At 70.5% G+C, this 26035-nt stretch carries 28 protein-coding genes and 1 tRNA gene; 7 read left to right on the top strand and 22 right to left on the bottom strand.

Annotated elements, in window-relative coordinates:
• Positions 1–16: 16 nt before the first annotated feature.
• Positions 17–1171: an ROK family transcriptional regulator gene (locus tag AC4BEG_RS21630; RefSeq protein WP_490701396.1), complete on the bottom strand. Its 1155-nt coding sequence runs from the start codon at positions 1169–1171 to the stop codon at positions 17–19.
• Positions 1172–1226: 55 nt separating this feature from the next.
• Between AC4BEG_RS21630 and AC4BEG_RS21625 the strand changes: the two genes are divergently transcribed.
• Positions 1227–2321, top strand: coding sequence for a Gfo/Idh/MocA family protein (locus AC4BEG_RS21625; protein WP_490701395.1), 1095 nt, complete (start codon positions 1227–1229; stop codon positions 2319–2321).
• Entirely contained in the window at positions 2318–2821 is a 504-nt protein-coding gene (locus AC4BEG_RS21620) for a heme-degrading domain-containing protein (protein WP_490701394.1), read from the top strand. Before AC4BEG_RS21625 ends, AC4BEG_RS21620 begins: the two co-directional genes overlap by 4 nt.
• A 172-nt stretch (positions 2822–2993) precedes the next feature.
• On the opposite strand, the gene AC4BEG_RS21615 is transcribed toward AC4BEG_RS21620, so the two are convergent.
• From AC4BEG_RS21615 to AC4BEG_RS21595, 5 genes are all read right to left on the bottom strand, one after another.
• The gene (locus AC4BEG_RS21615; RefSeq protein ID WP_490701393.1) at positions 2994–3860 is read right to left on the bottom strand and encodes a fumarylacetoacetate hydrolase family protein; all 867 of its coding nucleotides are present in this window, start codon (positions 3858–3860) and stop codon (positions 2994–2996) included.
• Positions 3861–3994: 134 nt separating this feature from the next.
• Complete coding sequence (locus tag AC4BEG_RS21610; protein ID WP_490701392.1) at positions 3995–4663, bottom strand: YidC/Oxa1 family membrane protein insertase; 669 nt, start codon at positions 4661–4663, stop codon at positions 3995–3997.
• A 216-nt stretch (positions 4664–4879) separates the two neighbouring features.
• Positions 4880–5206: a DUF6412 domain-containing protein gene (locus tag AC4BEG_RS21605; RefSeq protein WP_490701391.1), complete on the bottom strand. Its 327-nt coding sequence runs from the start codon at positions 5204–5206 to the stop codon at positions 4880–4882.
• A gap of 72 nt (positions 5207–5278) precedes the next feature.
• Positions 5279–6100, bottom strand: coding sequence for a class E sortase (locus AC4BEG_RS21600; protein WP_490701390.1), 822 nt, complete (start codon positions 6098–6100; stop codon positions 5279–5281).
• A 68-nt stretch (positions 6101–6168) separates the two neighbouring features.
• Positions 6169–7491: a DUF445 domain-containing protein gene (locus AC4BEG_RS21595; RefSeq protein WP_490701389.1), complete on the bottom strand. Its 1323-nt coding sequence runs from the start codon at positions 7489–7491 to the stop codon at positions 6169–6171.
• A gap of 275 nt (positions 7492–7766) precedes the next feature.
• Here AC4BEG_RS21595 and AC4BEG_RS21590 point away from each other — a divergent pair, with 275 nt between their 5' ends.
• Complete coding sequence (locus tag AC4BEG_RS21590) at positions 7767–9074, top strand: SGNH/GDSL hydrolase family protein (protein ID WP_490701388.1); 1308 nt, start codon at positions 7767–7769, stop codon at positions 9072–9074.
• A gap of 326 nt (positions 9075–9400) precedes the next feature.
• Here AC4BEG_RS21590 and AC4BEG_RS21585 read toward each other — a convergent pair whose 3' ends face one another.
• The 4 genes from AC4BEG_RS21585 to AC4BEG_RS21570 all read right to left on the bottom strand — a co-directional run bounded on the left by AC4BEG_RS21585 (position 9401) and on the right by AC4BEG_RS21570 (position 12937).
• Complete coding sequence (locus tag AC4BEG_RS21585) at positions 9401–10201, bottom strand: DUF1707 SHOCT-like domain-containing protein (RefSeq protein ID WP_490701387.1); 801 nt, start codon at positions 10199–10201, stop codon at positions 9401–9403.
• 32 nt (positions 10202–10233) lie between these two features.
• On the bottom strand, positions 10234–11298 hold the full coding sequence (locus AC4BEG_RS21580) for an ABC transporter ATP-binding protein (protein ID WP_490701386.1): 1065 nt from the start codon (positions 11296–11298) through the stop codon (positions 10234–10236).
• Between the two features lie 3 nt (positions 11299–11301).
• Positions 11302–12066 carry an ABC transporter permease gene (locus tag AC4BEG_RS21575; protein WP_490707154.1) on the bottom strand — a complete coding sequence of 255 codons (765 nt, stop codon included), beginning with the start codon at positions 12064–12066 and terminating at the stop codon, positions 11302–11304.
• A 70-nt stretch (positions 12067–12136) separates the two neighbouring features.
• Positions 12137–12937: an ABC transporter permease gene (locus tag AC4BEG_RS21570; RefSeq protein ID WP_490701385.1), complete on the bottom strand. Its 801-nt coding sequence runs from the start codon at positions 12935–12937 to the stop codon at positions 12137–12139.
• A gap of 391 nt (positions 12938–13328) precedes the next feature.
• Between AC4BEG_RS21570 and AC4BEG_RS21565 the strand changes: the two genes are divergently transcribed.
• Positions 13329–15635 carry a transglycosylase domain-containing protein gene (locus tag AC4BEG_RS21565; protein WP_490701384.1) on the top strand — a complete coding sequence of 769 codons (2307 nt, stop codon included), beginning with the start codon at positions 13329–13331 and terminating at the stop codon, positions 15633–15635.
• A 115-nt stretch (positions 15636–15750) separates the two neighbouring features.
• Here the strand turns inward: AC4BEG_RS21565 and AC4BEG_RS21560 are convergent, their stop codons facing one another.
• Together AC4BEG_RS21560 and AC4BEG_RS21555 are read right to left on the bottom strand one after the other, a co-directional pair.
• Positions 15751–16053: a GroES family chaperonin gene (locus AC4BEG_RS21560; RefSeq protein WP_490707153.1), complete on the bottom strand. Its 303-nt coding sequence runs from the start codon at positions 16051–16053 to the stop codon at positions 15751–15753.
• A gap of 112 nt (positions 16054–16165) precedes the next feature.
• Entirely contained in the window at positions 16166–16486 is a 321-nt protein-coding gene (locus AC4BEG_RS21555; RefSeq protein ID WP_490701383.1) for a DUF3618 domain-containing protein, read from the bottom strand.
• Between the two features lie 136 nt (positions 16487–16622).
• On the opposite strand from AC4BEG_RS21555, the gene bcp reads away from it, so the two are divergent.
• Together bcp and AC4BEG_RS21545 are read left to right on the top strand one after the other, a co-directional pair.
• Positions 16623–17090: a thioredoxin-dependent thiol peroxidase gene (gene bcp / locus AC4BEG_RS21550; protein ID WP_490701382.1), complete on the top strand. Its 468-nt coding sequence runs from the start codon at positions 16623–16625 to the stop codon at positions 17088–17090.
• A gap of 92 nt (positions 17091–17182) precedes the next feature.
• Positions 17183–17266, top strand: a tRNA-Leu gene (locus AC4BEG_RS21545).
• Positions 17267–17313: 47 nt separating this feature from the next.
• Here AC4BEG_RS21545 and rdgB read toward each other — a convergent pair.
• The 4 genes from rdgB to AC4BEG_RS21525 form a co-directional block, all read right to left on the bottom strand.
• Entirely contained in the window at positions 17314–17949 is a 636-nt protein-coding gene (gene rdgB, locus AC4BEG_RS21540; protein WP_490701381.1) for an RdgB/HAM1 family non-canonical purine NTP pyrophosphatase, read from the bottom strand.
• A gap of 23 nt (positions 17950–17972) precedes the next feature.
• Positions 17973–18368, bottom strand: a complete 396-nt coding sequence (locus tag AC4BEG_RS21535; protein WP_490701380.1) for a hypothetical protein — start codon at positions 18366–18368, stop codon at positions 17973–17975.
• A gap of 142 nt (positions 18369–18510) precedes the next feature.
• On the bottom strand, positions 18511–19242 hold the full coding sequence (gene rph / locus AC4BEG_RS21530; protein ID WP_490701379.1) for a ribonuclease PH: 732 nt from the start codon (positions 19240–19242) through the stop codon (positions 18511–18513).
• Between the two features lie 85 nt (positions 19243–19327).
• Positions 19328–19561, bottom strand: coding sequence for a PTS sugar transporter subunit IIB (locus tag AC4BEG_RS21525; protein WP_490701378.1), 234 nt, complete (start codon positions 19559–19561; stop codon positions 19328–19330).
• 309 nt (positions 19562–19870) lie between these two features.
• On the opposite strand from AC4BEG_RS21525, the gene AC4BEG_RS21520 reads away from it, so the two are divergent.
• A complete protein-coding gene (locus AC4BEG_RS21520; RefSeq protein ID WP_490701377.1) occupies positions 19871–21112 on the top strand; it encodes a PTS transporter subunit EIIC in 1242 nt (413 codons plus the stop codon).
• A 247-nt stretch (positions 21113–21359) separates the two neighbouring features.
• On the opposite strand, the gene AC4BEG_RS21515 is transcribed toward AC4BEG_RS21520, so the two are convergent.
• The 6 genes from AC4BEG_RS21515 to AC4BEG_RS21490 all read right to left on the bottom strand — a co-directional run bounded on the left by AC4BEG_RS21515 (position 21360) and on the right by AC4BEG_RS21490 (position 25941).
• On the bottom strand, positions 21360–22112 hold the full coding sequence (locus AC4BEG_RS21515; protein ID WP_490701376.1) for an MBL fold metallo-hydrolase: 753 nt from the start codon (positions 22110–22112) through the stop codon (positions 21360–21362).
• A 243-nt stretch (positions 22113–22355) separates the two neighbouring features.
• Positions 22356–23306, bottom strand: coding sequence for a PLP-dependent cysteine synthase family protein (locus tag AC4BEG_RS21510; RefSeq protein WP_490701375.1), 951 nt, complete (start codon positions 23304–23306; stop codon positions 22356–22358).
• Positions 23306–23638 (bottom strand): MoaD/ThiS family protein, encoded by a 333-nt coding sequence (locus AC4BEG_RS21505; RefSeq protein ID WP_490701374.1) that lies wholly within the window; start codon positions 23636–23638, stop codon positions 23306–23308. The genes AC4BEG_RS21510 and AC4BEG_RS21505 overlap by 1 nt, the downstream gene beginning before the upstream one ends.
• 113 nt (positions 23639–23751) lie before the next feature.
• Entirely contained in the window at positions 23752–23868 is a 117-nt protein-coding gene (locus tag AC4BEG_RS21500) for a putative leader peptide (protein WP_355857429.1), read from the bottom strand.
• 89 nt (positions 23869–23957) lie between these two features.
• Positions 23958–24380, bottom strand: a complete 423-nt coding sequence (locus tag AC4BEG_RS21495) for a M67 family metallopeptidase (RefSeq protein WP_201877096.1) — start codon at positions 24378–24380, stop codon at positions 23958–23960.
• A 136-nt stretch (positions 24381–24516) separates the two neighbouring features.
• Positions 24517–25941 (bottom strand): amino acid permease, encoded by a 1425-nt coding sequence (locus AC4BEG_RS21490; protein WP_490701373.1) that lies wholly within the window; start codon positions 25939–25941, stop codon positions 24517–24519.
• Positions 25942–26035: the final 94 nt, after the last annotated feature.

Raw genomic sequence — 26035 nt, 5'->3', positions numbered from 1 at the left:
CGCCGGTCCGCACCCGTCAGCCGCGGGCGAAGAGCGGCGCGAGCACGAGTTGGGCCGCGCCCTCGACCACCGCGCGGTTGCCTCGCTCCACGACCTCCACAGGGATGATGGGGCGGCTGGCCCGTGCGGAGTCCTCGGCCAGCATCATGGACACCCCGTGGACGTACGGCTCGGGGTCGGCGAGCACCACCCGGCCGCCGAGCAGCACCCGGTCGATGTCGAGCAGCCGCACCAGATTGGCCGCGCCGACGCCGAGCAGCCGGGCCGCCACGGCGGTCTCGCCACGTCGGACGGCGGCCAGGCACAGCGCTTCCAGACAGCCGCGGTTGCCGCAGCCGCACCGCGGGCCTTCCAGCTGGATCACCTGGTGGCCGAACTCCCCCGCGTCCGTCCGCGAGCCCCGGTACACGTCCCCGCCGAGCACGAGCCCGGCGCCCAGACCGGTGCCCAGGTGCAGATACGCGGACGACTCCGTGGTCACCAGGCCGAGCGCGGCGGCGTTGGTGTCCTTGTCGAGGACGACGGGGAGGCCGAGCCGCCGGGCGAGCGCGTCACGCAGCTGGAAGCCGTCCCACTGGGGGAAGCCGGTGACCCGGTGCAGCACCCCGGCGCTGTGGTCGAGCGGGCCGGGCGCGGCGACACCGACCCCGAGCAGTCCGCCCTGGGCCGCCTGGCCCCCGCTCTCGTCGTCCGCAGCCGCGGCCAGGTCCACGGCCGGGGCCAGCAGCTCGCCCGCGTCCTCGATCAGGGCCCTGACCTGGGTCGAGGCGGCGGTCAGCGCCCGCTCGGCGCCCGCGCCGAAGTCGAAGTCGCCCGTCCGTACGGCCACTGGGGTGCCCGCGAGGTCGACGAGGACGGCTGTCATCTCGTCGCGGTCGAGGTGGAGGCCGATGGCGTGGCGGGCGCCGGGGACCAGCCGGAGCACGGTGCGCGGCTTTCCGCCGGTGGAGGGGCGGCGCCCGGCCTCGGTGGCCAGGCCCTCCGCCCGCAGCCGGGCGGTGATCTTGCTGACGGCCTGCGGGGTGAGGCCGGTGCGGTCGGCCAGCTCCAGCCGGCTGGCGCCCTCCTCGCCCGCGTCCCGCAGCAGGCCGAGGACCAGCGCGGCGTTATGGCTGCGCAGGGCGGACAGATTGGCGCCGAGCCCGGTCGGGCCGGAAATGGAACCGTTCACTCTTCCATTGTGGCGCTCGCTTGCTCTTTCGCAACAGCGTTGTCAAAGTGGTTCCATGGACGACCACCACAACAGCGCCTTCCGCGTAGCACTGATCGGCTACGGCCTGGCGGGCTCCGTCTTCCACGCGCCCCTGATCGCGGCCACCGACGGCCTCGTCCTCGACACCGTCGTCACCTCCAGCGCCGAGCGGCAGCGACAGGCCCGCGCCGGGTACCCGGACGTCGTCCTGGCGGACTCCGCCGACGAGCTGTGGGGCCGCGCGGACGAGCTGGACCTGATCGTCATCGCCTCCCCGAACCGCACCCATGTGCCGCTCGCCCGCGCCGCCCTCGAGGCGGGGCTGCCGGTCGTGGTGGACAAGCCGCTCGCCGCGACCGCCGCCGAGGCCGAGGAGCTGGCCGCGCTCGCGGACGCGCGCGGACTGCTGCTGAGCGTCTTCCAGAACCGCCGCTGGGACAACGACTTCCGCACCCTCGGCAAACTGATCGCCGATGGCGCACTCGGCCGTGTCCAGCGCTTCGAGTCCCGCTTCGAGCGGTGGCGGCCCCAGCTCAAGGGCGGCTGGCGGGAGTCCGGCGACCCGGCCGAGGTCGGCGGACTCCTCTACGACCTGGGCAGCCATCTGGTCGACCAGGCGCTCACCCTCTTCGGCCCGGTGGTCTCCGTCTACGCCGAGGTCGACGTACGCCGCCCCGGCGCACAGACCGACGACGACACCTTCATCGCCCTCAGCCACGCGAGCGGCGTCCGCTCCCATCTGTGGGTGAGCGCCATCACGGCCCAACTCGGCCCGCGCTTCCGGGTGCTGGGCAGCGAGGCGGGCTATGTGAAGTACGGTCTGGACCCCCAGGAGGCCGCCCTTCGCGAGGGCCTGCGCCCGGCCAACGGCACCCCGTGGGGCGCCGAACCGGAGGGCGCCTGGGGCCGGCTGGGCTCGGGCGAATCGCCGCTGACCGGCGGTGGTCTCCCCGTACCGACCCTGCCCGGCGACTATCCGGCCTACTACGCGGGCGTGGCCAACGCCCTCCGCGACGGCGGCCGCCCGCCGGTCACCGCCGCCGAGGCCGCGGCGGCCCTGCACGTCCTGGAGGCGGCCCGGCTGTCGGCCGCCGAGCGCCGTACGGTCCTTCTGGAGGCCACGGCATGAGCACCGACTCCACCGTTCAACGCGCCGACGCGGCGGGCGATCTGATCGCCCGGCTGGAGGAGCAGGAGCGCCGGCTGCGGCTGCCCCGGCTGGACAACGACGACGCCTGGCGGCTCGGCTGCCTGATCGCCGACCTCGCGCGGGAGCGCGGCGCGGCCGTCACCATCTCGGTGCGCCGCGCCGGACAGCGCCTCTTCCACCGCGCGCTGCCCGGCACCAGCGTCGACAACGACGCCTGGCTGGACCGCAAGTGCCGGGTGGTGGAGCGCTACGGCGCCGCCTCGTATCTCGTCGGCGCCCGCTTCCGGGCCAAGGGCACCACCTTCGAGGAGTCCTCGCGCCTGGACCCGGACCGCTACGCGGCCCATGGCGGCGCCTTCCCGCTCCATGTGACGGGCACCGGCGTCATCGGCACGGTCGCGGTCTCGGGCCTTCCGCAGGCGGAGGACCACGCGCTGGTGGTGGAGGCGCTGGAGCGCTATCTGTCGGCGACGGCCTGAGCCCGCCACGGCCTGACCGGCGTACGGCGGGGCCGCCGCGCCCCGAAGGGGCGCGGGGCTGTGTCGATGTGCGGCTCCGCCACGTGGGCGCGACCAGCCACGACGCACCCGCAGACGACGCACCCGGAGGGACACGTGTGCCCTCACCCCGCCTCCCGCAGCGCGGTAGGCGCTACGCGTCCTTCAACTCCTGGCGCTGGCGGCCCAGTCCGTCGATCTCCAGCTCGACCACATCGCCCGCGCGCAGATACGGCTTGGGTTCGGGACGGCCCAGGGCCACCCCCGCCGGGGTGCCGGTGTTGATGATGTCGCCCGGGTAGAGGGTCATGAACTGGCTGAGATAGCGGACCACCTGGGCGACCCCGAAGATCTGGTCGGCCGTGGTGCCGTTCTGCTGGAGCTCGCCGTTGACCCACAGCCGCAGGCCCAGCGACTGCGGATCGGCGATCTCGTCGGCGGTCACCAGCCAGGGGCCGAGAGGGTTGAACGTCTCGCAGTTCTTGCCCTTGTCCCACTGGCCGCCGCGCTCGATCTGGAAGGCGCGCTCGGAGACGTCATGGGCGATGGCGTAGCCCGCGACCGCGGCGAGGGCCGCCTCGTCGGAGTCGAGATAGCGCGCGGTACGGCCGATGACCACGGCGAGTTCGACCTCCCAGTCGGTCTTCGCGCTGCCGCGCGGGACCAGCACGGTGTCCTGCGGGCCGACGACCGTGTCCGGCGCCTTCATGAAGAGGATCGGCTCCTGCGGGATGGCGGCGCCGGTCTCGGTGGCGTGGTCGTGGTAGTTCAGCCCGATGCACACGATCTTGCCGATACGGGCGACCGGCGGGCCGATCCGCACCCCGCCGTCGTCGATCGCGGGCAGCGCCCCGGCGCCCTGCGCCGACGCCGCCTCGCGGATCCGGGCGAGGGCGGCGTCATCGGCGAGCAGAGCGCCGTCGATGTCCGTGACCAGGCCGGACAGGTCGCGCAGGGTGCCCGAGGCGTCCAGCAGTGCCGGGCGTTCCGCGCCCGCCGGTCCCACACGCAGCAGCTTCATCTCACGACTCCCGTGGTCGAAGGGGCAAATCCGGGGGACGGCCTGGTCGGACGATCCTCCAAGAGCCCTGTCCACTCCGCAAGACCTTGTTCACAGACCGGACCGGAGGCTGTCGGCCCGGCCGGGCCGGGGCGTCAGCTTCCGCCGCGGTGCAGCAGCGCCCGCTCCACCGCCGTCCATGTCGTACTGGTCGCGAGGTACAGACCCGCCGCCAGCGGGACCACGGCGGCGGTGACGAGGGTGCCGAAGGACAGCAGCGGCAGCACCCGGGCCACGCCGGGCGCGCCGGGCACGACCGTCTTGCGGGCGCGCCACCAGCTCCACGTCGCCACCGCCGCGATCAGGGTGAAGAGGGCGAGGTGGACCAGCCCCTGCGAACCGTCCAGCGCCCCGTCCCACCGGCCGCCGAGCGGGGCGCCCGCCAGAGTGTGGTCCAGCAGGTCACCGGCGCCGCTGCCGGTGGAGAAGACGTGGTACATGACGAAGAAGACGGGGAGTTGGACGAGGGCCGGAAGACAGCCCGCCATCGGGGAGGCACCCTCCTTGGCCCGCAACTCGCCCAGGGCGTGCCTCATCCGCTCGGGGTCGTCCCGGTGGCGGCGGCTCACCTCGGCGAACTTCGGGGCGAGCCGGGCCCGCGCCTTCTCACCGCGCACCGCGGCGCGGGTCAGCGGATGCAGGGCGGCGCGGACGCAGAGGGTGAAGACCACGATCGCGGCGGCCGTCGCGGACGCCCCGAACAGCGGGTCGAGTTGATCGGCGAGGGTGGACAACAGGGTGCCGAAGCAGGAGAAAAGAGACATGAGAGAACTCCGCGGATCTCGTCGTGCCGGACGGCCGGGTGGCCAGATGACCGGATGACCGATGACCAGTGACCGGATGACCGGTGGCCGGACGGCCGGACGGCCGGGTGACCGGATGACCGGTGGCCGGGATGGGTGAATCGGCGTGACGAACCGCGTGGCGTGGCGGTACGGGTGGAGATGCCCCGGTGCGTAAGGCCCGTGCGGCCCTGCGCGTTACGCCTGTGCGGCCGTCGGCAGACGACGGCCCGGCGCTCGCGGCCTCGGGCGGCCCGAGGCGTCCGGATCCCGCTGGGGCAGAAAGGCGGTACGGCGCTCCCGGTCCCTGATCGCGGTGCGGATCCGGCCCGGCGGGGTGGGCACCCGGCCGTGGGAGGCCAGCAGCGCGCAGGTCAGCAGCGCTCCCGCGACGGCGGCGGTGGCGGCCGTGGTGGCGGCGAACGCGACCGCGCTCACCAGACCGGTCTGGGTCAGCAGGGCGCCGGTCAGCAGGAACAGACACACACCCAGGTGCATCCGCAGCCGCTCGAACCGGTGGGTCATCCCGACGTTCCCCCCTGCTTTCCCGTCACTCCCCCGTCACTTCGCTCCGTTCAGTGTAGGCGTCCCCGCGCCCTACTCGGCCGTGCGCGGTACCGCCGTCTTCAGCCGACCCCACACCACCAGCCGGTAGCGGGAGGTGAATTCGGGGGTGCAGGTGGTCAGGGTGAGGTAGTAGCCGGGCGCGGTGTAACGCTGCCGCGGATGGGCCGAGCTGTACGGCACCTTCGCGATCACCGTGCCGTCGGACGGCGAGGTCCGTGGCAGGGTGCGCTCGACCACATAGGTGTAGCGGGCCTCCGCGGTGTCGATGCGCACCGTGTCCCCGCGGCGCACCTCGTCGAGCTGCCGGAACGGCTCACCGTGGGTGTTGCGGTGCCCGGCGAGCGCGACGTTCCCCGCCCGGCCGGGCTGGGCGGTGCCCGGGTAGTGGCCCACGTACCCCTTGTTGAGCACGGCGGACCGGCTGACGCCCTCGGCGACCGGGGCCGTCAGGCCGATGCGCGGGATGCGCAGCACGGCGTACGACTGGTCCCGCCGCGGCGTGCGGACACCACCACCGGTCCCCGGGCCGGTGCGGGCCGTGGTGGCGCGGTCGTGGTCCGGGCCCCGCCCCGGGGAGGAGTCCCGCGGGCCCGCGTCCGGTGCGGTGGTGTCGTGGCCCCCGGTACGCCACTCCCGCTCCAGGGCCGCCACCGCGCGCTGGGCGCCCTGCCGCGCCTGACGGTTGGTCCACCACAGCTGATGGACGACGAAGAGCAGCACAACAAGCCCGAGGGTGACCGCCATTTCACCCGCGGTCCACAGCACCCGGGCGGCCACCGCACGCCGCCCTCGCCGTACCCCGCTCCGCCGTAACCGCCGCTTCCGCGGCCTCTGGCCTCGTTGACGTCGCACACCGGTCTCCCTCCGGGGAGGGGCACCATAGGCCCTGCCGCTCACACCTGCCAGAGACGCGGCCGAGGTCAACCGCCCAGCGTGCGCGAGACCGTGTAGATGACCAGCCCGGCGAGCGCGCCCACCACGGTGCCGTTGATCCGGATGAACTGGAGATCCCGCCCGATATGGGCCTCGATCTTCCGTGAGGTGTGCTCGGCGTCCCACCCCGCCACCGTCTCGGTGATCAGCGAGGTGATCTCGTCCCGATAGGTCGTCACCACATAGACGGCGGCGTCTTCCAGCCAGCCGTCGACCTTGCCGCGCAGCCGTGGGTCCGTCATCATCCGTGTGCCCAGCGACAGAATGGCCGTCCGCGCCCTGCGCCGCAGCTCACTGCGGTCGTCCTCGGCCGCCGCGACGATCATCGAACGGACCGAGGCCCAGGTCGAGGCGATCAGATCCTGCACCTCGGCGCGGCCCAGCACCTCCCTCTTCAGCCGCTCGACCCGCGCCCGGGTGTCGGTGTGCGTCTGGAGGTCCTCGGCGAAGTCGGTGAGGAAACGGTCCACGGCGCCGCGCGCCGGATGGGCCGGCATGTCACGCATCTCACTCACAAAGCGCAGCAGTTCCCGGTAGACCCGCTCGCCCACCTTGCGGTCCACGAACCGCGGCGTCCAGCCGGGGGCGCCGCCGGTCACCGCGTCCATCACCGATTCGTTGTGCTCGACCAGCCAGTCGTGGGCACGCAGACACACCAGGTCCACGGCACGGTGGTGACCGCCGTCCGCGACGATGTGCGCCAGCAGCTTGCCGAGGCCCGGCGCGATCTCCTGGGCGTCGGCCCGACGGGTGATGGCCTCGCCCACCACCGCCTGCACATCGGAGTCGCGCAGCACCGTGAGCGCACCGCGCAGCGCGGTGGCCAGCTCATCCGTCACCCGGTCGGCGTGCGGGGGTTCGGCCAGCCAGGTGCCGAGGCGTTCGGCGATGCCGACCGAGCGCAGCCGCATCCGGACGACATCGCCGGAGAGGAAGTTCTCCCCGACGAACTCGCCCAGGGCGCTCCCGAACTGGTCCTTCTTGGTGGGAATGATGGCGGTGTGCGGGATGGGCAGCCCCATCGGCCGCCGGAACAGCGCGGTGACCGCGAACCAGTCGGCCAGCGCACCGACCATGCCCGCCTCGGCGGCCGCGGCGACATATCCCGTCCAGCCGCCGACCCCGGAGGACGCTGCCCACTTGGCGAGGATGTACACCAGCGCGACGGCGAGCAGCAGACCGGTGGCGAGCGTCTTCATCCGCCGCACACCACGCCGACGCTCCTGGTCGAGCGGGGTGTCCGCGATGAGGCCGCCCGGACCGCCGCCGGGCGGTCTGTGCGCCGTATCACCCGCTGTTGTCCGGTTCATTCGCTCCACCCGGTCGCGCTGCCCCTCATGCATTGTCTCTTTCCTGTTTCGGTCCCCCACTTGTGGAACGAACGGCGAGTTCCCGTCGTCTGTCCGGGGTAGCGACCCCGCACACTGGGGAGAGGCCGACGGGCGGACCCCTAGCCCGCCGTGGGATCATGGGGGGACCGACCGGACCCTTTCGGCGCTGCTGACACACTCGCAGTTCCCGTCCACGTATCGGAGCCCCGGGCTCCGCCGCCCGAGGAGACAACCCGCCCATGAGCGTGCCCTCTATGCCCAGACGCACGGGCTATACCGTGCTCGCTGCGCTGGCGGCCGTGGTGATCCTCGTCTCGACGGCGATATTCGTCGGGCTCAGTGGTGACAAGGGCGACATGGACACCGATGCCCGGACCCGCGGTTCCGCCGACCCGGCCTCGTCCGGTTCCTGGGTCGGCACCTGGTCCACCTCGGCGGCCGCCGCCGAGCCGAGGTCCACGCTCCGCGGGCTGTCCGGCATGTCGATACGGAATGTGGTGCGCAGCAGCGTCGGCGGCTCCAGCGCCCGGATCCAGCTCTCCAACTTCTACAGCGCCCGCCCGCTGACGATCACGCATGCCTCGCTGGCGCTGGCGGCCGCCCCCAGCAACCCCACCGCCGCGGCCGGTACGATGCGCCGCCTCACCTTCGGCAACCACCCCTGGGTGACCATTCCGCCCGGCAAGGCGGCCACCAGCGACCCGGTCCGGCTCACCATCCCGGACGCCGCGGATCTGCTGGTCACCACCTACGCCCCGCAGACGTCCGGCTCGGTCACCTACCACCCGCACGCCCGCCAGACCTCCTACATGGCGCCCGGCGACCGCACGGAAGACACCGCGGGCGCGGCGTACACCGAGCAGAGCCCGTACTGGCGCTATCTGACCGGCGTGGACGTGTGGTCCAAGGAGGCGCAGGGCTCGGTCGCCGTGATCGGTGACTCCATCACCGACGGCATCACCTCCACCGCCGGGGCAAACCGCCGGTGGACCGACTTCCTCGCCCAGCGGCTGCGCACCGAGCCCGGAGCGCCCCGGCTGGGCGTGCTCAACCAGGGGATCAGCGGCAACCGCGTACTGAGCGACGGCACCCAGTACCCGCCCAACAACCCCAGCGGACTTTCCCGGTTCAACCGCGACGTACTCTCCCGCACCGGCGTGAAGGCCGTGGTCATCGAGCTGGGCATCAACGACATACTCCGTATCCCCCATCAGACCGACCCGAACAAGATCGTGGCCGGGCTGAAGCGGATGACCGAGCAGGCCCACGCCCGGGGTCTGCGGGTCGTCGGCGCCACCCTGACGCCGTTCTACGGCCACCGCGGGTACACCCCGCGGCTGGACGCCGTACGGGAGCAGATCAACGCCCAGATCCGCTCCGGCAAGGTCTTCGACGAGGTCGTGGACTTCGACAAGGCGCTGCGCGACCCGATCAGCCCGCTGCGGCTGCGGCCCGCCTACGACTCGGGCGACCATCTGCACCCGAGCGACATGGGCTACCGGGCGATGGCGCGGTCACTGAACCTGGACCACCTGAAGGGCACGGCGGCAGCGGAGCTGTAAGGCGCCCCCCTTCTTCGGGGCTCGGTTCGCCTCCGGGGCGCCAAAGCCCCTGCCGACAGTCGACCGTGCTCGACCCTTCCGCGCGGCGGTAGCCGCATATCGATTGCAGCCTCAGGGCCTCCGCGCGCTCTCCCTTACGACAGGGTCGCGCCCCTTCGGCTCACTCGCCGGGCCTCGGGAAGCGGTCTGCCGGGACGCGGGCGTACCCTGCCCCGCCGGAGCGCCTCAGCCCCTGTCAACGATCCACCGTGCTCGGCTCATTCGCCGGGCCCCGGGCCCCGGGAGGTGGTCCGGCGAAACGCGGCGTACCCTGCCCCGCCGGGCCCTCAGTCCCCGTCCTCCCGCCGCGGCCGGTCCTTCTCGAAGGACACCCGCCGCCCCTCCTTGCGCTCCCGCCGCTCGGCCCGCGCCAGTTCCTTGCGCTCGGCCTTGAGCCGGCGGTGCTCGGCCTTCAGGCGCCGCGACTCCGCCTTACGGAGCTTGCGCTCCACGCTGACCCCGCCGAAGATCGCCAGCCCGGTCACGGTCACCCGGGGCGCACCGGGGTCGCCGTCGGCCTCCCCGCTCTGGTCGAAGCCGCCCATGATGCCGATGCCGCCCACATGCGTCTCGACGTCCGGCGGGACGATGACCTGTACCCCGCCCATGAGGGCGAAGCAGCGGATCACCGTCTCGCGGTCTTCGAAACGGGCCTCGCGCAGATCGATCTCCCCGCCGCCCATCAACGTGAAGGCGGTGAAGCTGCGCGGTGCGGTCCAGTTGCCCTTGCGCTGGAAGCCACCCATGATCGCGACGGCCATGCGGGAGGTGGGCGTGCCCCCGATCCGCCCGTCCCAGTCCGCACGGCCCTCGGGCGGGGACAGCGCGCCGTGGGTGGTGCCGGGAGTGGTGCCGGGAGTGGTGCCGGGCACCGGCAGGTCGCGGACCAGCGGCTCCAGCTGGGCGTGGGTGCGCGCCTTGTAGGCCGCGTCCAGCCGCTCCTCGAACTCCTCCATGTCGAGACGGCCCTCGGCGACGGCTTCCCTGAGCACCTCGGCGATGCGCTCGCGCTCGGCGTCGGAGGCCCGCATCTGGGGTTCGCCCGGGATGTCGGGGCTCGCCCCCTGGGAAGAACCAGCGCTTGTCATACGCACAGCGTAATGGCGGCCGCCCACCCCGGTTAGGTGTCCGTGGCATCGGCCGCCGCACGGCCGGGGATCAGCATGCGCGCGATGACGTCCTCGATGTCCGGCTCTCGCAGGGACAGATCCACCAGCGGATAGCCGTCGGCCACCGCCGCGACCACGGGCGCCGCGCTGCTGGTCGCCGGGAACGCCAGCCACTGCCGAGGCCCTTCGACCCGTACCGTGCGGGCGCCGGGGATCTCGATGGGTGGCATCTCCCGCTCCAGGTCGACCACCAGCGTGCGTTCGCTCTCCCCCACCGCGTGCAGCGCGTCGAGCCCGCCGTCGTGGACCAGCCGACCGTGGTCGATCACCATCACCCGTCGGCACAGCTGTTCGATATCGGTGAGGTCATGCGTGGTCAGCAGCACGGTGGTGCCGCGCTCGGCGTTCAGATCGCGCAGGAACTCCCGTACCTTCGCCTTGCTGACCACATCGAGCCCGATCGTCGGCTCGTCGAGGTACAGCACCTCAGGATCGTGCAGCAGCGCCGCCGCGATATCACCGCGCATCCGCTGGCCGAGCGAGAGCTGACGCACCGGCACCTCCAGCAGCGCGGCGAGGTTCAGCAGTTCCACACAGCGGTCCAGGTTCTCCCGGTACCGGGCGTCCGGGATCCGGTACATCCGCCGCACCAGGGCGTAGGAGTCACGCAGCGGCAGATCCCACCACAGGGTGGTGCGCTGGCCGAAGACCACCCCGATCCGGCGGGCGAGCCGGGTCCGCTGCCGCGAGGGATCGATCCCCGCGACCCTCAGCCGCCCACCGCTGGGCAGCAGAATCCCCGTCAGCATCTTGATGGTGGTGGACTTCCCGGCGCCGTTGGGCCCGATGTAGCCGACCATCTCACCGCGCCGCACCCGGAAGCTGATGCCGTCCACGGCACGTACCTGGCGCCGCTCACGGCGCAGCAGCCCGGCGCGGCGCCGTACCTCGAAGACCTTCTCGACGCCGTCCAGCTCGATCAGGACGTCACCGGAGCCGCCCGTACCGTCCACAATGCCCGTCCCGCCCGTACCCTCCACAGCGCCCGTACCGTCCACAGCGTCCGTCCCGTTCATCGCTCAGCTCCCCGTGCTCTGATACGCCCGCAGCCCCGCCCGCCAGGCCAGCCCGGCCAGCGCACCGCACCCGGCCGCGACCAGCGGCGCGCAGAACCCGATCCAGCCGGGCAGGCCCAGTGGATCGGGGCGGCCCAGGATGTGCAGCGCGGGCAGCCAGTTGACGAAGGCCAGCGGAATGACGAAGGTGACGCCGCGCAGCAGCTCCTTGGCGAAGATCGTCGGCGGATACTGCAACAGCGTGTTCCCGCCGTACGTCACCGAGTTCTGCACCTCGCTCGCGTCCGTGGCCCAGAACTGGAAGGCGCCGCCGAGCACAAACACCGCCCCGAAGATGGCACCGCCGCTCAGCAGCATCACCGGCACCAGCAGCACCCGGTCGACCGTCCAGTCGATGTCCAGCCGGACCAGCGCCCAGCCCAGCAGCAGCGCCCCCTGGCTGATCCGGCCGAGCCTGCGCAGCGCGAACCGGTCGGCGGCGACCTGGGCCAGGATCGGCACCGGCCGCACCAGCAGGGTGTCCATCGTGCCGTCCCGCACCCGGCGGCCGATCCGCTCCATATTGCCGAGCAACAGGTCGGCGAGGCCGAAGGCGGTGCTGGTGGTGCCGTAGAGCAGGGCCACCTCCGGCAGGGTGAACCCGCCGAGGCTGCCGATGTGCGAGAACATCAGCGCGATGGCCACGAAGTCCAGTCCGGTCGCGGCGAAGTTCCCCAGCGTCATGAGGAGGAACGAGGTGCGGTACGCCATCGTCGAGCGCACCCACATCCCCACGATCAGCACATAGGCGCGTAAGCCCTGGAGCAGTACGGAGCCGTCCGCCCGGTCGGCCGTACGCTCACCCACCCTGGACCACCACCTTCCGGGTGGCGACCGACTGGAGCAGCCGCCCGGCCGCCAACAGCACTACCGCCCACGCCGTCTGGAAGCCGAAGGCCCACAGCAGCCCGGTGCCCCGGTGCCGCTCCAGGAAGACATCGGCGGGCACCTGGAGGATGGCCGACCAGGGCAGCGCGCGGGCCACTTCGCCGAGCCACCCCGGGAAGACATGCAGCGGCAGGATCATCCCGGAGAAGAACAGGCACAGCAGTCCGCTCAGCATGCTCAGCCCCGCGCCGTCGAGCAGCCAGAAGGCGGCGAGCGCCACCAGATAGCGCACCGCGAACCCCACGCACACCCCGAGCGTCACCGACACCAGGAACCACAGCCAGGTCAACGGCGAGACGGGCAAGGCAAGTCGGAAGGCCAGCGCGCCGAGGAGCATCGGCACCACACCGCGCCCGAGCAGCTGGAACAGCACCCGCCCCAGATCCCCCGCCAGCCACCACAGCTGGAGGTCGACCGGGCGGTAGAGGTCCACGGCGATGTCACCGGAGCGGATCCGCTCCTGGAGCTCGTCCTGGAAGCCGCCGCCCATCAGCGCGGTGGCCGCGACCAGCGCCTGCCCCAGCCAGACGAAGGTGAGCGCCTGGGAGAGGTCGTAGCCGCCCAGATGCGGGCGTTCTTCCCACAGCGCGGTGTAGGTGTACGCGATGATGAAGCCGAAGACGGTGTTGGTGAACACCCCGGCGACGGTGGCGATCCGGTAGGTCGAGTAGCGCTTGAAGCCGCTCACCGCGACGGCCGCGTACAGCCGCATCCGCCCGTTCCCCCTCCCTCCCTTGAGACCCCTCGAGATCCCTTGAGATCCCTTGAGATCCCTTGAGATCCCTTGAGATCCGTTGATCCCTTGAGACGCTCCCCCCGTTTTTCTGCCTGGTCCGCCCGGCACCCCCCGACTGGCCCCACCGGCACCAAAGTTCAGGAGCCTAGCCCGGCTGCCGGACAAGTGGCGAGGGATTTTTCACCGAAAGGTGTGAGGGAAACCATCCGTTCAGCCGGTCACAGACCCATCACGGGTGCGTGCCAAGGAAGCGGGCCGGAACGGATGATGCGACAGTTCTTTATGGGGCGTACAACGCGAATCGCCCGACCAGGTAGGATTCCGCCGCGGCGCAACCCTCGGCGGCGGCCGAGGAGTCTCAGGAGACATGAGCGACGAGCCCCAGCTGATCGTCGGCAGCGCAGCCCGCACGGGCGCCCCGAGTGGCAGAGGCAGTAGCAGCGGCAGATCCGGCAAGGGCGGAAAGAACCGTCCCCAGCGCACCGGATGGCGTCGGCTGATCCCCACCTGGCGGATGGTGCTGGGCGGCTTCCTGCTGATCGTTCTACTGGTCGCCGGCGGGCTCGTCACCGGCTATCTGCTCGTCGACATCCCCCCGGCCAACAAGGCCGCCCTCGCCCAGAGCAATGTGTTCACCTACTCCGACGGCACCCCGCTGGCCCGCGAGGGCAAGGTCAACCGGGAGAGCGTCCCGCTCAGCCAGGTGCCCAGGAACACCCAGCACGCCGTGCTGGCCGCCGAGGACCGGGGCTTCTACTCCGAGTCGGCGATCAACCCCGTGGCTATGGTCCGGGCCGGGTGGAACACCGCCACCGGCAAGGGCAAGCAGTCCGGCTCCACCATCACCCAGCAGTACGTGAAGAACTACTACCTGGACCAGGAGCAGACCGTCACCCGAAAGGTGAAGGAGTTCTTCATCTCGATAAAGCTGGACCGCGAGGTGAGCAAGGACAAGATCCTCGAGGGCTATCTCAACACCAGCTACTTCGGGCGCAACGCCTACGGCATCCAGGCCGCCGCCCAGGCGTACTACGGCAAGGACATCGGGCAGTTGGACACCGCCGAGGGCGCGTATCTGGCCACCCTGCTCAACGCTCCCAGCGCCTATGACGTCGTCTCCCACCCGCAGAACAAGCGACAGGCCGTGGCCCGCTGGCACTACGTCCTGGACGGCATGGTCAAGAAGGGCTGGCTGAGCCGGGCCGAGCGGCAGAAGATGACCTTCCCCGCGCCCACTGCGACCCGCGCCCCGTCCGGTCTGTCCGGGCAGCGCGGCTATCTGATCGAGGCCGTTCAGGACTACATCACCAGCAACGGGATCATCGACGAACAGACCCTGGCGCGCGGCGGTTACCGCATCACCACCACGATCGACCCCGAGCGGCAGCACGCCTTCTCCGCGGCCGTGCGCGAGCGGCTGATGAGCAAGCTCAGCAAGGACCGGAAGGTCGACTCCTACGTCCGCGCGGGCGGCGCCTCGATCGACCCGAAGACCGGCAAGGTGGTCGCGCTCTACGGCGGCATCGACTACACGAAGCAGTTCGTCAACAACGCGACCCGCCGTGACTACCAGGTGGGCTCCACCTTCAAGCCGTTTGTGTTCACCTCGGCGGTGCGCTACGGGTCCACCACCCAGGACGGCCAGACGATCACGCCGGACACGCTCTACAACGGTGACAACAAGCGCGAGGTGATCGGCCGGGACGGCCCGACCGGCTACTCCCCCGAAAACGAGGACAACGTCGACTACGGCGACATCGACGTCACCTCGGCCACCGACAACTCGGTGAACTCGGTCTACGCGCAGATGGCCGAGGACGTCGGTCCGGGCAAGGTCAAGCAGACCGCCCTCGACCTCGGCGTCCCCGAGAAGACCCCCGATCTGCACTCCTCCCCCTCCATCGCGCTGGGCCCGGCCACCGCCAGCGTGCTGGACATGACCGAGGCGTACGCGACCCTGGCCAACCACGGCAAGCACGGCCACTACTCGCTGGTCTCGGAGATCACCAAGGACGGTGAACCGGTCGGGCTCCCGTCCCGGGACACCCGGCAGGCCATTCCGCGCGTCGCCGCCGACACCACCACCCAGGTGCTCCAGAGCGTGGTCGACGGCGGCACCGGCACCGCCGCCCAGGCCGCCGAGCGCCCGGCCGCGGGCAAGACCGGCACCGCGGAGGAGGACAAGGCGGCCTGGTTCGCGGGCTACACCCCGGATCTGGCGACCGTCGTGGCCGTGATGGGCCAGGACTCCAATACGGGTGTGCAGAAGCCGCTGTACGGGGCGACCGGGCTGGAGCGGGTCGCCGGCGGCGACTACCCCGCGGAGATCTGGGCCGAGTACACCGCGAAAGCGTTGAAGGGGAAGCCGCCGACCGAGTTCGATCTGCGGCTGGAGGACGGCAGCGACACCCCGGAAGACGTCCCGACCACCCCCGAGGCGCCGGCCACCCTGCCGCCGGTGGTGACCACGCCCCCGGTGCCCACCCCGCCGGACACCTCGGTCCCGACCCTGCCCACCGACGTTCCGGACGTGCCGACCGACCTCCCGACCTTCGAGGCGCCCACGGGGCTCCCGACCGGGGAGCCATCGGTGGCGGACCCCGGTGACGGAGAGGGCGACGAGGGCGGGGGCGAAGTACCGGATCCCGGCGGCGCTCTGGACGGCGTCGGCTGAGGACCGCCGAAAACATGACGGAGGGTGGTGACGCGGTCACCACCCTCCGTCGCTGCGAGAGGTCTCCGGGCAGCGCTACAGACAGCGCTACAGACAGATGGCGCTACAGATGGCGTTACAGATACAGCCCGGTGGAGTCCTCGGCGCCCTCCAGCCGCTCGGCGGCCACCGCGTGCAGATCGCGCTCCCGCATCAGCACATAGGCGACCCCGCGCACCTCGACCTCGGCCCGGTCCTCCGGGTCGTAGAGCACCCGGTCGCCCGTCTCCACAGTCCGTACGTTCTGCCCGACCGCGACCACCTCGGCCCAGGCCAGCCGCCTGCCGACCGCCGCGGTCGCGGGGATGACGATGCCGCCGGTAGACCGGCGTTCGCCCTCCGGAATGTCGGTGCGGACCAGCACGCGGTCGTGCAGCATCCGGATGGGCAGCTTGTCATGGGTCGTGTTTGCACTCACGTCATGACCGTACCTGGCCGCAGGGCGTACCGAGGCCCCAGGGCGGTCGGAGCGCGGACCGGAGCCGGGGCGGTCAGCCGCGGCGGCGGCGCGAGGACATCGCGAGCAGCCCGACCAGTCCCACCACGACCAGCGCGACCGGCACGATCCGCTCCATCCGGGGCGCCCCGTCCTCACTCACCAGCTGGCCGCGCACGCTGGTGACCATGCGGTTCGCGGAGACGTAGGCCCGCCCGGCGGTCCGGTCCACGGCCGACGCCGCCTTCGCCTTCGCGTCCCCGACGATGGTCTTCGGGTGCAGCCGCACGCCGATCTCGTCGAGCGTCACGGCGAGCTCCTGCCGCCGGCGGGCGATATCCGCCTCGATCTGCGCAGGGGTCCTGGCATCCGACACCGCGCTGCCTCCGTCAGTCTCGATGATTCGTGATGGACAGTCTGTCAGCTCGTCCGCTTCGCCGCCCCATGGCACCCCCGGTCGCAAAGCTGGCTAATGTCGGTCTGTACCCGATGCCACGAGGAGCACCCGAACCATGAGCGAGCGACTTCAGCCCGGCGACACCGCCCCCGCCTTCACCCTCCCCGACGCGGACGGCAAGGAGGTCTCGCTCGCCGACCACGCCGGCCGCAAGGTCATCGTCTACTTCTACCCCGCCGCCCTCACCCCGGGCTGCACCAAGCAGGCGTGCGACTTCACCGACAACCTCGCCTTCCTCTCCGGCCACGGCTACGACGTCATCGGCGTCTCCCCCGACGAGCCCGCGAAGCTGGCCAAGTTCCGCGAGAAGGAGAATCTCAAGGTCACCCTCCTCGGCGACCCCTCCAAGAAGACCCTCGAGGCCTACGGCGCCTACGGCGAGAAGAAGCTCTACGGCAAGGTCGTCACCGGCGTCATCCGCTCCACCGTGATCGTCGACGAACACGGCAAGGTCGAGCGTGCCCTCTACAACGTCAAGGCCACCGGCCACGTCGCCAAAATCATCAAGGACCTGGGGCTCTGACCCCGCCCTCCCGGCAAGTCCCGCACCACATGGTGCGGGAGACGTGCACGGATACTTTCACCACTGTCGGCCCGGTAGCATGGCCTGCGATTGCGGCCGTGGCGTAACTGGCAGCCGCGCGGCGTTTAGGTCGCCGTGGGAGAAATCCCGTGTGGGTTCGAGTCCCACCGGCCGCACATGTCCAGGGGCGCCTCACCAACCCGGTGAGGCGCCCCTCAGCGGTTCAGCCCAGCAGTTCGCGCACCACCGGGGCGATGGCGCGGAAAGCCTTGCCGCGGTGGCTGATGGCGTTCTTCTCCTCGGGGGTGAGTTCGGCGCAGGTGCGGGTGTCGCCGTGGGGCTGGAGGATGGGGTCGTAGCCGAAACCGCCGCCGCCGGTGGGCTCATGACGGAGTGTTCCGGTGAGACGGCCGGAGACGACGCGTTCGGTGCCGTCGGGGAGGGCGATGGCGGCGGCGCATTCGAAGTGGGCGCCGCGGTGGTCGTCGGGGACATCGCCGATCTGGGCGAGCAGGAGCTCGAGGTTGGCGCGGTCGTCGCCGTGGCGGCCGGACCAGCGGGCGGAGAAGATGCCGGGGGCGCCGCCGAGGACGTCCACGCACAGGCCGGAGTCGTCGGCGATGGCGGGGTGTCCGGTGGCGTCGGCCAGGGCGTGAGCCTTGAGGAGGGCGTTCTCCGCGAAGGTCACGCCGGTCTCCTTGACGTCGGGGACCTCCGGATAGGCGTCGGCGCCCACGAGTTCGACGTCGAGCCCGGATTCGCCGAGGATCGAGCGCAGTTCGGTGATCTTGTAGGCGTTGCGGGAGGCGAGGATCAGACGGCGGGGGTGCGGGAGGTGTCCCTCTGAACGTTGCTGCATAGCTCTCGATTATCGAGGGACGGTCAAGGAGTGCAGACCTTCGTCAGCTCGCCCGCCGCGTCCCGGACGGGGGTCAGATCGGGGTTCTTGCCGTTGTCGACGGACTTCTGGACGTTGTCCACGGCCGTCTGGAGGTTGTCGACGGCCTTGCTGACGTCCGCGTTGTCGGTGCGGTCGTCCAGCTTGGCGATGTCCTTGTCGAGGGCGTCGAGCACCTTGTCGGCCTGGGTGGGGTCGGCCGCGGCGCCGCTCACGGCGTCCTGGAGGTTGTCCACGTCGTTGGATATCTCGACGGCGAGCTGGGCGCAGTCGAACGCCTTCTCCACGGCGCTGCATCCGACGGCCAGGGGGACCGTGAGGGCGACGGCGGCGAGGGCGAGGGTGGCGGTGGTACGGCGGCGGGGGTGGCGCGGAGCCATGGGACAGTTCCTCCCGGGAAGCGGTCCCGGGGCGCGCGGACGCGGCCCCGGGACCGTGGACGGTCGATGTGTTACATGACTACACGCCGGAGGCGGCCGGGGAGTTGCCTGGCCGATTACTCAATCTCCGGCGCCGCGTCACTCAGTTCTCGGCGCCCAGCGCCGCGCGCTGCATCCCGGCCAGTGAGTCGCAGCCAGCGACGGCGAGGTCCAGCAGGGCATTGAGCTCGTCGCGGGCGAAGGGCTCGCCCTCGGCGGTGCCCTGCACCTCGACGAAGCGGCCGTCGCCGGTGCAGACGACGTTCATATCGGTCTCGGCGCGCACATCCTCCTCGTACGCGAGGTCGAGCATCGGGACGCCGTCGATGATGCCGACGCTCACGGCGGCGACGGTGCCGGTGAGCGGCTGTCGGGACGCCTTGATCAGCTTCTTTTCGCGGGCCCACTCCACGGCGTCGGCGAGGGCCACATAGGCGCCGGTGATGGCGGCGGTGCGGGTGCCGCCGTCGGCCTGGAGGACATCGCAGTCCAGCACGATGGTGTTCTCGCCGAGCGCCTTGTAGTCGATGACGGCGCGCAGCGAGCGGCCGATGAGACGGGAGATCTCGTGGGTACGGCCGCCGATCTTGCCGCGGACCGACTCCCGGTCGCCGCGGGTGTTGGTGGCCCGGGGCAGCATCGCGTACTCGGCGGTGACCCAGCCCTCGCCGCTGCCCTTGCGCCAGCGCGGCACGCCTTCGGTGACGCTCGCGGTGCACAGCACTCGGGTGTCGCCGAAGGAGACGAGGACGGAGCCCTCGGCGTGCTTGCTCCATCCGCGTTCGATGGTGACGGGACGGAGCTGATCAGGGGTGCGGCCGTCGATACGAGACATGGGATGAGCCTATCGGGAACGCGCCGGGCCCAGGTCCGGGGCGGACCTGGGCCCTGACGCGTGGGAGCCGTGGCTCAGGGGGTGGTCACATCATGTCCTCGATGTCGGCGGCGACGGGGTCGGCGTCGGTGCCGATGACGACCTGGACCGCGCTGCCCATCTTCACCACGCCGTGGGCGCCCGCCGCCTTCAGGACGGCCTCGTCGACGAGGGAGGGGTCCTTGACCTCGGTGCGCAGCCGCGTGATGCAGCCCTCGACCTCGATGATGTTGTCGAGTCCGCCGAGCCCCGCGACGATCTTCTCAGCCTTGCTGGCCATGTCCACTCCTGTTGTCTCGGCCCTTCGGGATTCCGGGATTCCGGCGAGCGGTCCATCTACGTTACCCACGCCGGCCCACCTTCGCAGGGCCATGATTGTCCGCCCTCCCAAGTGGTCTACACCATTATGCGTGTTGATACCCCGGGCGGCACCCCGGCACCTCGGGATCCGGTGGTTCAGACCACATGAAACGATGGATTCCTTTATCGGATCCTCACGTGCTACAACAGGTCTACACCACTCAGTGGTGTAGACCACACTGCGGGCCACCCCCTATCTTCGAGCGCCCGCCTCACCAGGAGGAATCCGATGAGTACGGCCACCGCCTCGGCGGCGCCCGCCCAGAAGCGGGGTGCCGGTCTGATCAAGGGTATGCAGAAGATCGGGCGCAGCCTTCAGCTGCCCGTCGCCGCACTGCCCGCCGCGGGCATCCTGAGCCGGCTCGGCCAGGACGATGTCTTCGGCAAGGACGGCCTCGGCTGGAACAAGCTGGCCGAGATCTTCGCCCACGCCGGTGGCGCGCTCTTCGACAACCTGGCCCTGCTCTTCTGTATCGGCGTGGCCATCGGCTTCGCGAAGAAGTCGGACGGCACCACGGCGTTCGCCGGTCTCGTCGGCTTCCTCGTCTACAAGAACGTACTGACCGGCTTCGTCAGCGATGTCACCGGAAAGCCGCAGGACCCGGGCGTGCTCGGCGGCATCGTGGTCGGTATCACCGCCGCGGTGCTGTGGGAGAAGTACCACCGCACCCGGCTCCCGGACTGGCTGGGCTTCTTCAGCGGACGCCGCTTCATTCCCATCCTGATGTCCTTCGCGGGCCTGCTCTACGGGGTGGCCTTCGGCTATCTCTGGGCCCCGATCGGCGATGGCCTCAACACCTTCTCCGAGTGGCTCTCGGACAACGGCGCGGTGGGCTCCGGGATCTTCGGTGTGGTCAACCGGCTGCTGATCCCCGTCGGCATGCATATGCTGCTCAACTCGTTCGCCTGGTTCCAGTTCGGTGACTTCTCCGCCGGTGGCCAGAGCTACAAGGGCGATATCGCGCGCTACTTCCACGACGACCCGTCGGCCGGAATGTTTATGACCGGCTTCTTCCCGATCATGATGTTCGCCCTGCCCGCCGCGGGTCTGGCCATCGCCCACTGCGCCCGCCCCGAGCGCCGCAAGGCCGTGATGGGCATGATGCTCTCGGTCTCGCTGACCGCCTTCGTGACCGGTGTCACCGAGCCGATCGAGTTCTCGTTCATGTTCATCGCGCCGGTGCTGTACGGCATTCACGCGGTGCTGACCGGTGTCTCCATGGCGCTGACCTGGGCGCTGGGCATCCGCAGCGGCTTCACCTTCTCCGGCGGCCTCTTCGACTATCTGCTGGGGTGGTCGCACAGCGAGAAGGCCTGGATGATCATCCCGATCGGACTGTCCTTCGCGGTCCTCTACTACGTGGTGTTCCGCTTCGTGATCACGAAGTTCAACATACCGACCCCGGGACGGGAACCGGACGACACGGTGGACGACGCCGCCGCGGCGGTCGAGGCCGGAACGAAGCGCTAGCCGCTCCGCGGGAAGAGCCGCGCAGTGCCGCTGTTCGTCTGCGGCTGCGTCGTGGCTGGTCGCGCCCACGCGGCGGAGCCGCACATCGACACAGCCCGCGGCCCTTCGGGGCGCGACCGAACCGCACCGGAGTTCGGCGAGGCCGCTTAGGCGCTCCGCCTTCACCCCGCACAACGGCGATGCGCCGGACCGGAGAAATCCGGTCCGGCGCATCGCCGTCTGTGCGTGTCCGTGGGCCCAGGAGGGCCTACACCTCGTAGACCGCGCCCGCCTTCGCCAGTTCCACCGGGCCGCCGAAGACCGCTTGCGCGTCCCGCTGGTTGATCTGCGGATCCGTCCACGGCGGGATGTGGGTCAGCACCAGAGAGCCCACCTCGGCCCGCCGGGCGTGCTCGCCCGCCTGGCGTCCGTTGAGGTGCAACCCCGGGATGTCCTCCTTGCCGTGCGTGAAGGCCGCCTCGCACAGGAAGAGATCCGCGCCCCGGGCCAGCTCCACCAGGGCCTCACAGGGGCCGGTGTCGCCCGAGTACACCAGCGAGCGGCCGCCGTGCTCGATCCGGAAGCCGAACGCCTCCACCGGGTGGCAGACCCGCTCGGTGCGCACGGTGAACGGGCCGATCTCGAAGGTGCCCGGTGTCAGGGTGCGGAAGTCGAAGACCTCCCGCATGGCCTTCTCGTCGGGGACGTCGTCGTACGCCTGCACCAGCCGCCGCTCGGTGTCCTCCGGTCCGTATACGGGGATCGCCTCGGCGCGACCGCCGTCGTGGCGGTAGTAACGCGCCACGAAATATCCGCACATATCGATGCAGTGGTCGGCGTGCAGATGGGAGAGAAGCACGGCGTCGAGGTCGTAGAGACCGCAGTGGCGCTGCAACTCGCCGAGGGCGCCATTGCCCATGTCGAGAAGCAGCCGGAAGCCGTCGGCCTCTACGAGATAGCTCGAACAGGCCGATTCCGCGGACGGGAACGACCCAGAGCATCCGACGACGGTGAGCTTCATGGAGCAGGAACCTCCTTGAGGGGTCCCCATGCCGAAGGCCATGGGCGGGTGCGGGGGGTCATGCGGTGCCCCTGAGCGTAAGGCGCTAAAGCCCAGGTAGCTCCTCCACAGGCCCGCGTTGTGGGCGGAATCACCAGGACGGAGCCGAAACCGCCCAGGGTCTGCCGCCCCCGCGGCCCTCCTCCGCGGCCGTCGGGCGATCCGCTCCGGGACCGCCCGCCGCACCCGTGCCGCCAGAGGGCTCTACGCCCAGAGCTGGCCGTGCAGCGTCTCGATCGCCTCCTCGGTGGTGGCCGCCGTGTAGACGCCGGTGGACAGGTACTTCCAGCCGCCGTCGGCGACCACGAAGACCACATCCGCGCTCTCGCCCGCCCGGACCGCCTTACGGGCCACTCCGAGCGCGGCGTGCAGTGCGGCGCCGGTGGACACACCCGCGAAGATGCCCTCCTCGGCGAGGAGTTGACGGGTGCGGGTGACCGCGTCCTCGGAGCCGACGGAGAAGCGGGTGGTGAGGACGGACTCGTCGTACAGCTCGGGGACGAAGCCCTCGTCCAGGTTGCGCAGCCCGTAGACCAGGTCGTCGTAGCGCGGCTCGGCGGCCACGATCTGGACGTCCGGCTTGTTCTCGCGCAGGAAGCGGCCGACGCCCATCAGGGTGCCGGTGGTGCCGAGTCCTGCCACGAAGTGGGTGATCGAGGGCAGGTCGGCCAGGATCTCGGGGCCGGTGGTGGCGTAGTGGGCGCCCGCGTTGTCCGGGTTCCCGTACTGGTAGAGCATCACCCAGTCGGGGTGCTCGGCGGCCAGCTCCTTGGCCAACCGGACGGCTGTGTTGGAGCCTCCGGCGGCGGGCGAGGGGATGATCTCCGCGCCCCACATGGCGAGCAGCTGACGCCGCTCCTCGCTGGTGTTCTCCGGCATCACGCACACGATGCGGTAGCCCTTGAGCTTGGCCGCCATGGCGAGCGAGATACCGGTGTTGCCGGAGGTGGGCTCCAGGATGGTGCAGCCCGGCGTCAACCGGCCGTCCTTCTCGGCCTGTTCGATCATATGGAGCGCGGGGCGGTCCTTGATCGAGCCGGTCGGGTTGCGGTCCTCCAGCTTCGCCCAGATCCGTACCTCGGAGGAGGGCGAGAGCCGCGGCAGGCGGACGAGCGGCGTATTGCCGACCGCGGCCAGGGGACTGTCGTACCGCATCAGCGCATGCCCGCCCGTCGCCCGGCCGCCGCACCGGCAGGACGGGGCTCCGCCCCGGAAGCACCGCCGGCGACCGCCGGGAGGATCGTCACGTTGTCGCCGTCCGAGAGCTTGGTGGAGATGCCGTCCAGGAAGCGGACGTCCTCGTCGTTCAGATAGACGTTGACGAAGCGGCGCAGCTCCCCGCCGTCGATCAGGCGCTCCTGGATGCCGGTGTGCCGGGACTCGAGGTCGGCGAAGAGCTCGGCGAGGGTGGTCCCGCTGGCCTCGACCGCCTTCTGGCCGTCGGTGTAGGTGCGGAGGATGGTCGGGATGCGGACCTCGATGGCCATGTCAGGGGCTCCTGTCGGAGGGCGGAGTGGAAGGCGGGTCCCGGAAGGGCTCCGGGCGAGCGTGGCGGGTGCGCGCGAGGGCGCCGGGCAGGGCTTGGTACGGGTGCCGCGGGTCAGGCGGCCACGGCGCGGCGCGGACACATCGCGCTGGCGAGCCTGCACAGGTCGACGTGGAGCCGCGCCACGAGCAGCATGCCCGGCGTCTTGTCGCTCACATCATCGAAAACCATGAACTCATCGTATCGATTCCCGTTCGGACCCCAGGACGTCTGTCCCGGGATACGGACGCGTAGGTTCCGGTATACGGGATCGAACGGGTTCAGTACGCCTCGACGATCTCGACCTCCTCCTCGGTGACCTCGCCGTCCACGATCCGGAACGAGCGGAACTGGAACTCACCCGCGCCGTCCGCGTCGGCGGTGGAGACCAGCACGTAGTGGGCACCGGGCTCATTGGCGTAGGAGATGTCGGTACGGGAGGGGTACGCCTCGGTGGCGGTGTGCGAGTGGTAGATGACGACGGGCTCCTCGTCGCGGTCGTCCATCTCGCGGTAGAGCTTGAGCAGATCGCCCGAGTCGAACTCGTAGAACGTGGGCGAGCGGGCCGCGTTCAGCATGGGGATGAACCGCTCGGGTCGGCCGCTTCCGGCCGGTCCCGCGATCACGCCGCACGCCTCGTCGGGGTGGTCGGCGCGGGCGTGCGCGACGATCTGGTCGCGGAGGGCCTGGGTGATGGTCAGCATGGCCACAGAATAAGAAAGCCGTCCGGCGGGGTGTACGGGGCCTCGGCTCCCGGCGTCGCGGACGCACGGAAACGGGCCCCGGACCGGTGTCCGGGGCCCGTCCACGGCATGCACCGAGGGCGCCGCCGCCGTGCCGTCACTTGCGGGCGAACTCCTTCTCGCCCTCGTCGGCCTGCTCGACCCGGGGGAGGTCGGAGACGCGGCCGAGGCGCTTGAGGACCATCCAGCCGATCGCCAGGCAGACCGCCCAGCCCGCACCCACGTACAGCGAGATCCGGGCGTCCTTGTCGTACGCGATCATCCCGGTCACCAGGAACAGGAAGATCAGCGCGACCCAGCTGAAGGCGGAGCCGCCGGGGGCCGGGAAGGACGAGGCCGGAAGCCGGCCCTGGGTGACCGCGCGGCGGTACTTGATGTGGCTGACGAGGATCATCATCCACGCCCAGATACCGGCGGCGGTGGCGACCGAGGTGACGTAGGTGAACGCCTTCTCCGGAACGACGTAGTTGAGGATCACGCCGATGCCCATGAGGGCGACGGAGACGGTGATGCCCACGGCCGGGGTCTTACGGGAGTTGAGCTTGCCGAAGATCCCGGGGGCCTCGCTGTTGGAGGCGAGGTCGCGCAGCATCCGGCCGGTGGAGTACATACCGGAGTTGCAGGAGGACAGGGCCGCGGTGAGCACGACGAAGTTGACGATGCCCGCGGCGAAGGGGATGCCGATCTTCGAGAACGCGTGCACGAAGGGGCTCTCGCCCGCGGAGAACTCGGTCCAGTTGACGACGGCCAGCAGGACCAGCAGCGCACCGACGTAGAAGATCAGGATGCGCCAGGGCAGCGTGTTGATCGCCTTGGGCAGGGTCTTCTCCGGGTCCTCGGACTCACCAGCGGTGACGCCGACCAGCTCGACGGCCAGGTAGGCGAACATGACGCCCTGGAGGGTCATCAGGCTGTCGCCGATGCCGTTCGGGAAGACGCCGTGGTGGGACCAGAGGTTGGAGACGGCGGCGGTGTCACCGGCGTCGGAGAAGCCCAGGGTGAGCACACCGAGACCGATGACGATCATGCCGATGATCGCGGTAACCTTGACCATCGAGAACCAGAACTCGACTTCACCGAAGAGCTTCACCGAGATCAGGTTGACCCCGAAGAGCACCACCAGGAAGACCAGGGCGCTGACCCACTGCGGGATCGAGGGGAACCAGAAGTTGATGTAGATGGCCGCGGCGGTGAGCTCGGCCATGCCGGTCACCACCCACATCAGCCAGTACGTCCATCCGGTGACATAACCGAAGAACGGGCCGAGGAACTCACGGGCGTACTCCGCGAAGGAACCCGAGACCGGCCTATAGAGGAGCAGCTCGCCGAGCGCTCGCATGATGAAGAAGATGATCACGCCTGCGAGGGCGTACATCAGGATGATGCTGGGTCCTGCCTTGGCGATGTTCGCACCGGCACCCATGAACAGGCCGACACCGATGGCACCACCGATGGCGATCATCTGGACCTGGCGGCTGCCAAGGCCGCGCTCATAGCCCTCTTCAGGAGCCTCTGAGGTCATGTTGCTGCGCCTTTCGATCCGTGGCGGCTGGCGATCGTGAAGATTTACCACGGCCACAGCACTGATCGACTCAGGCGTTTGTGGGGCAGGACAC

This window comes from Streptomyces sp. JLBJ103 (genome assembly GCF_058215575.1).
This window is presented reverse-complemented; position numbering and strand designations above follow the sequence as displayed.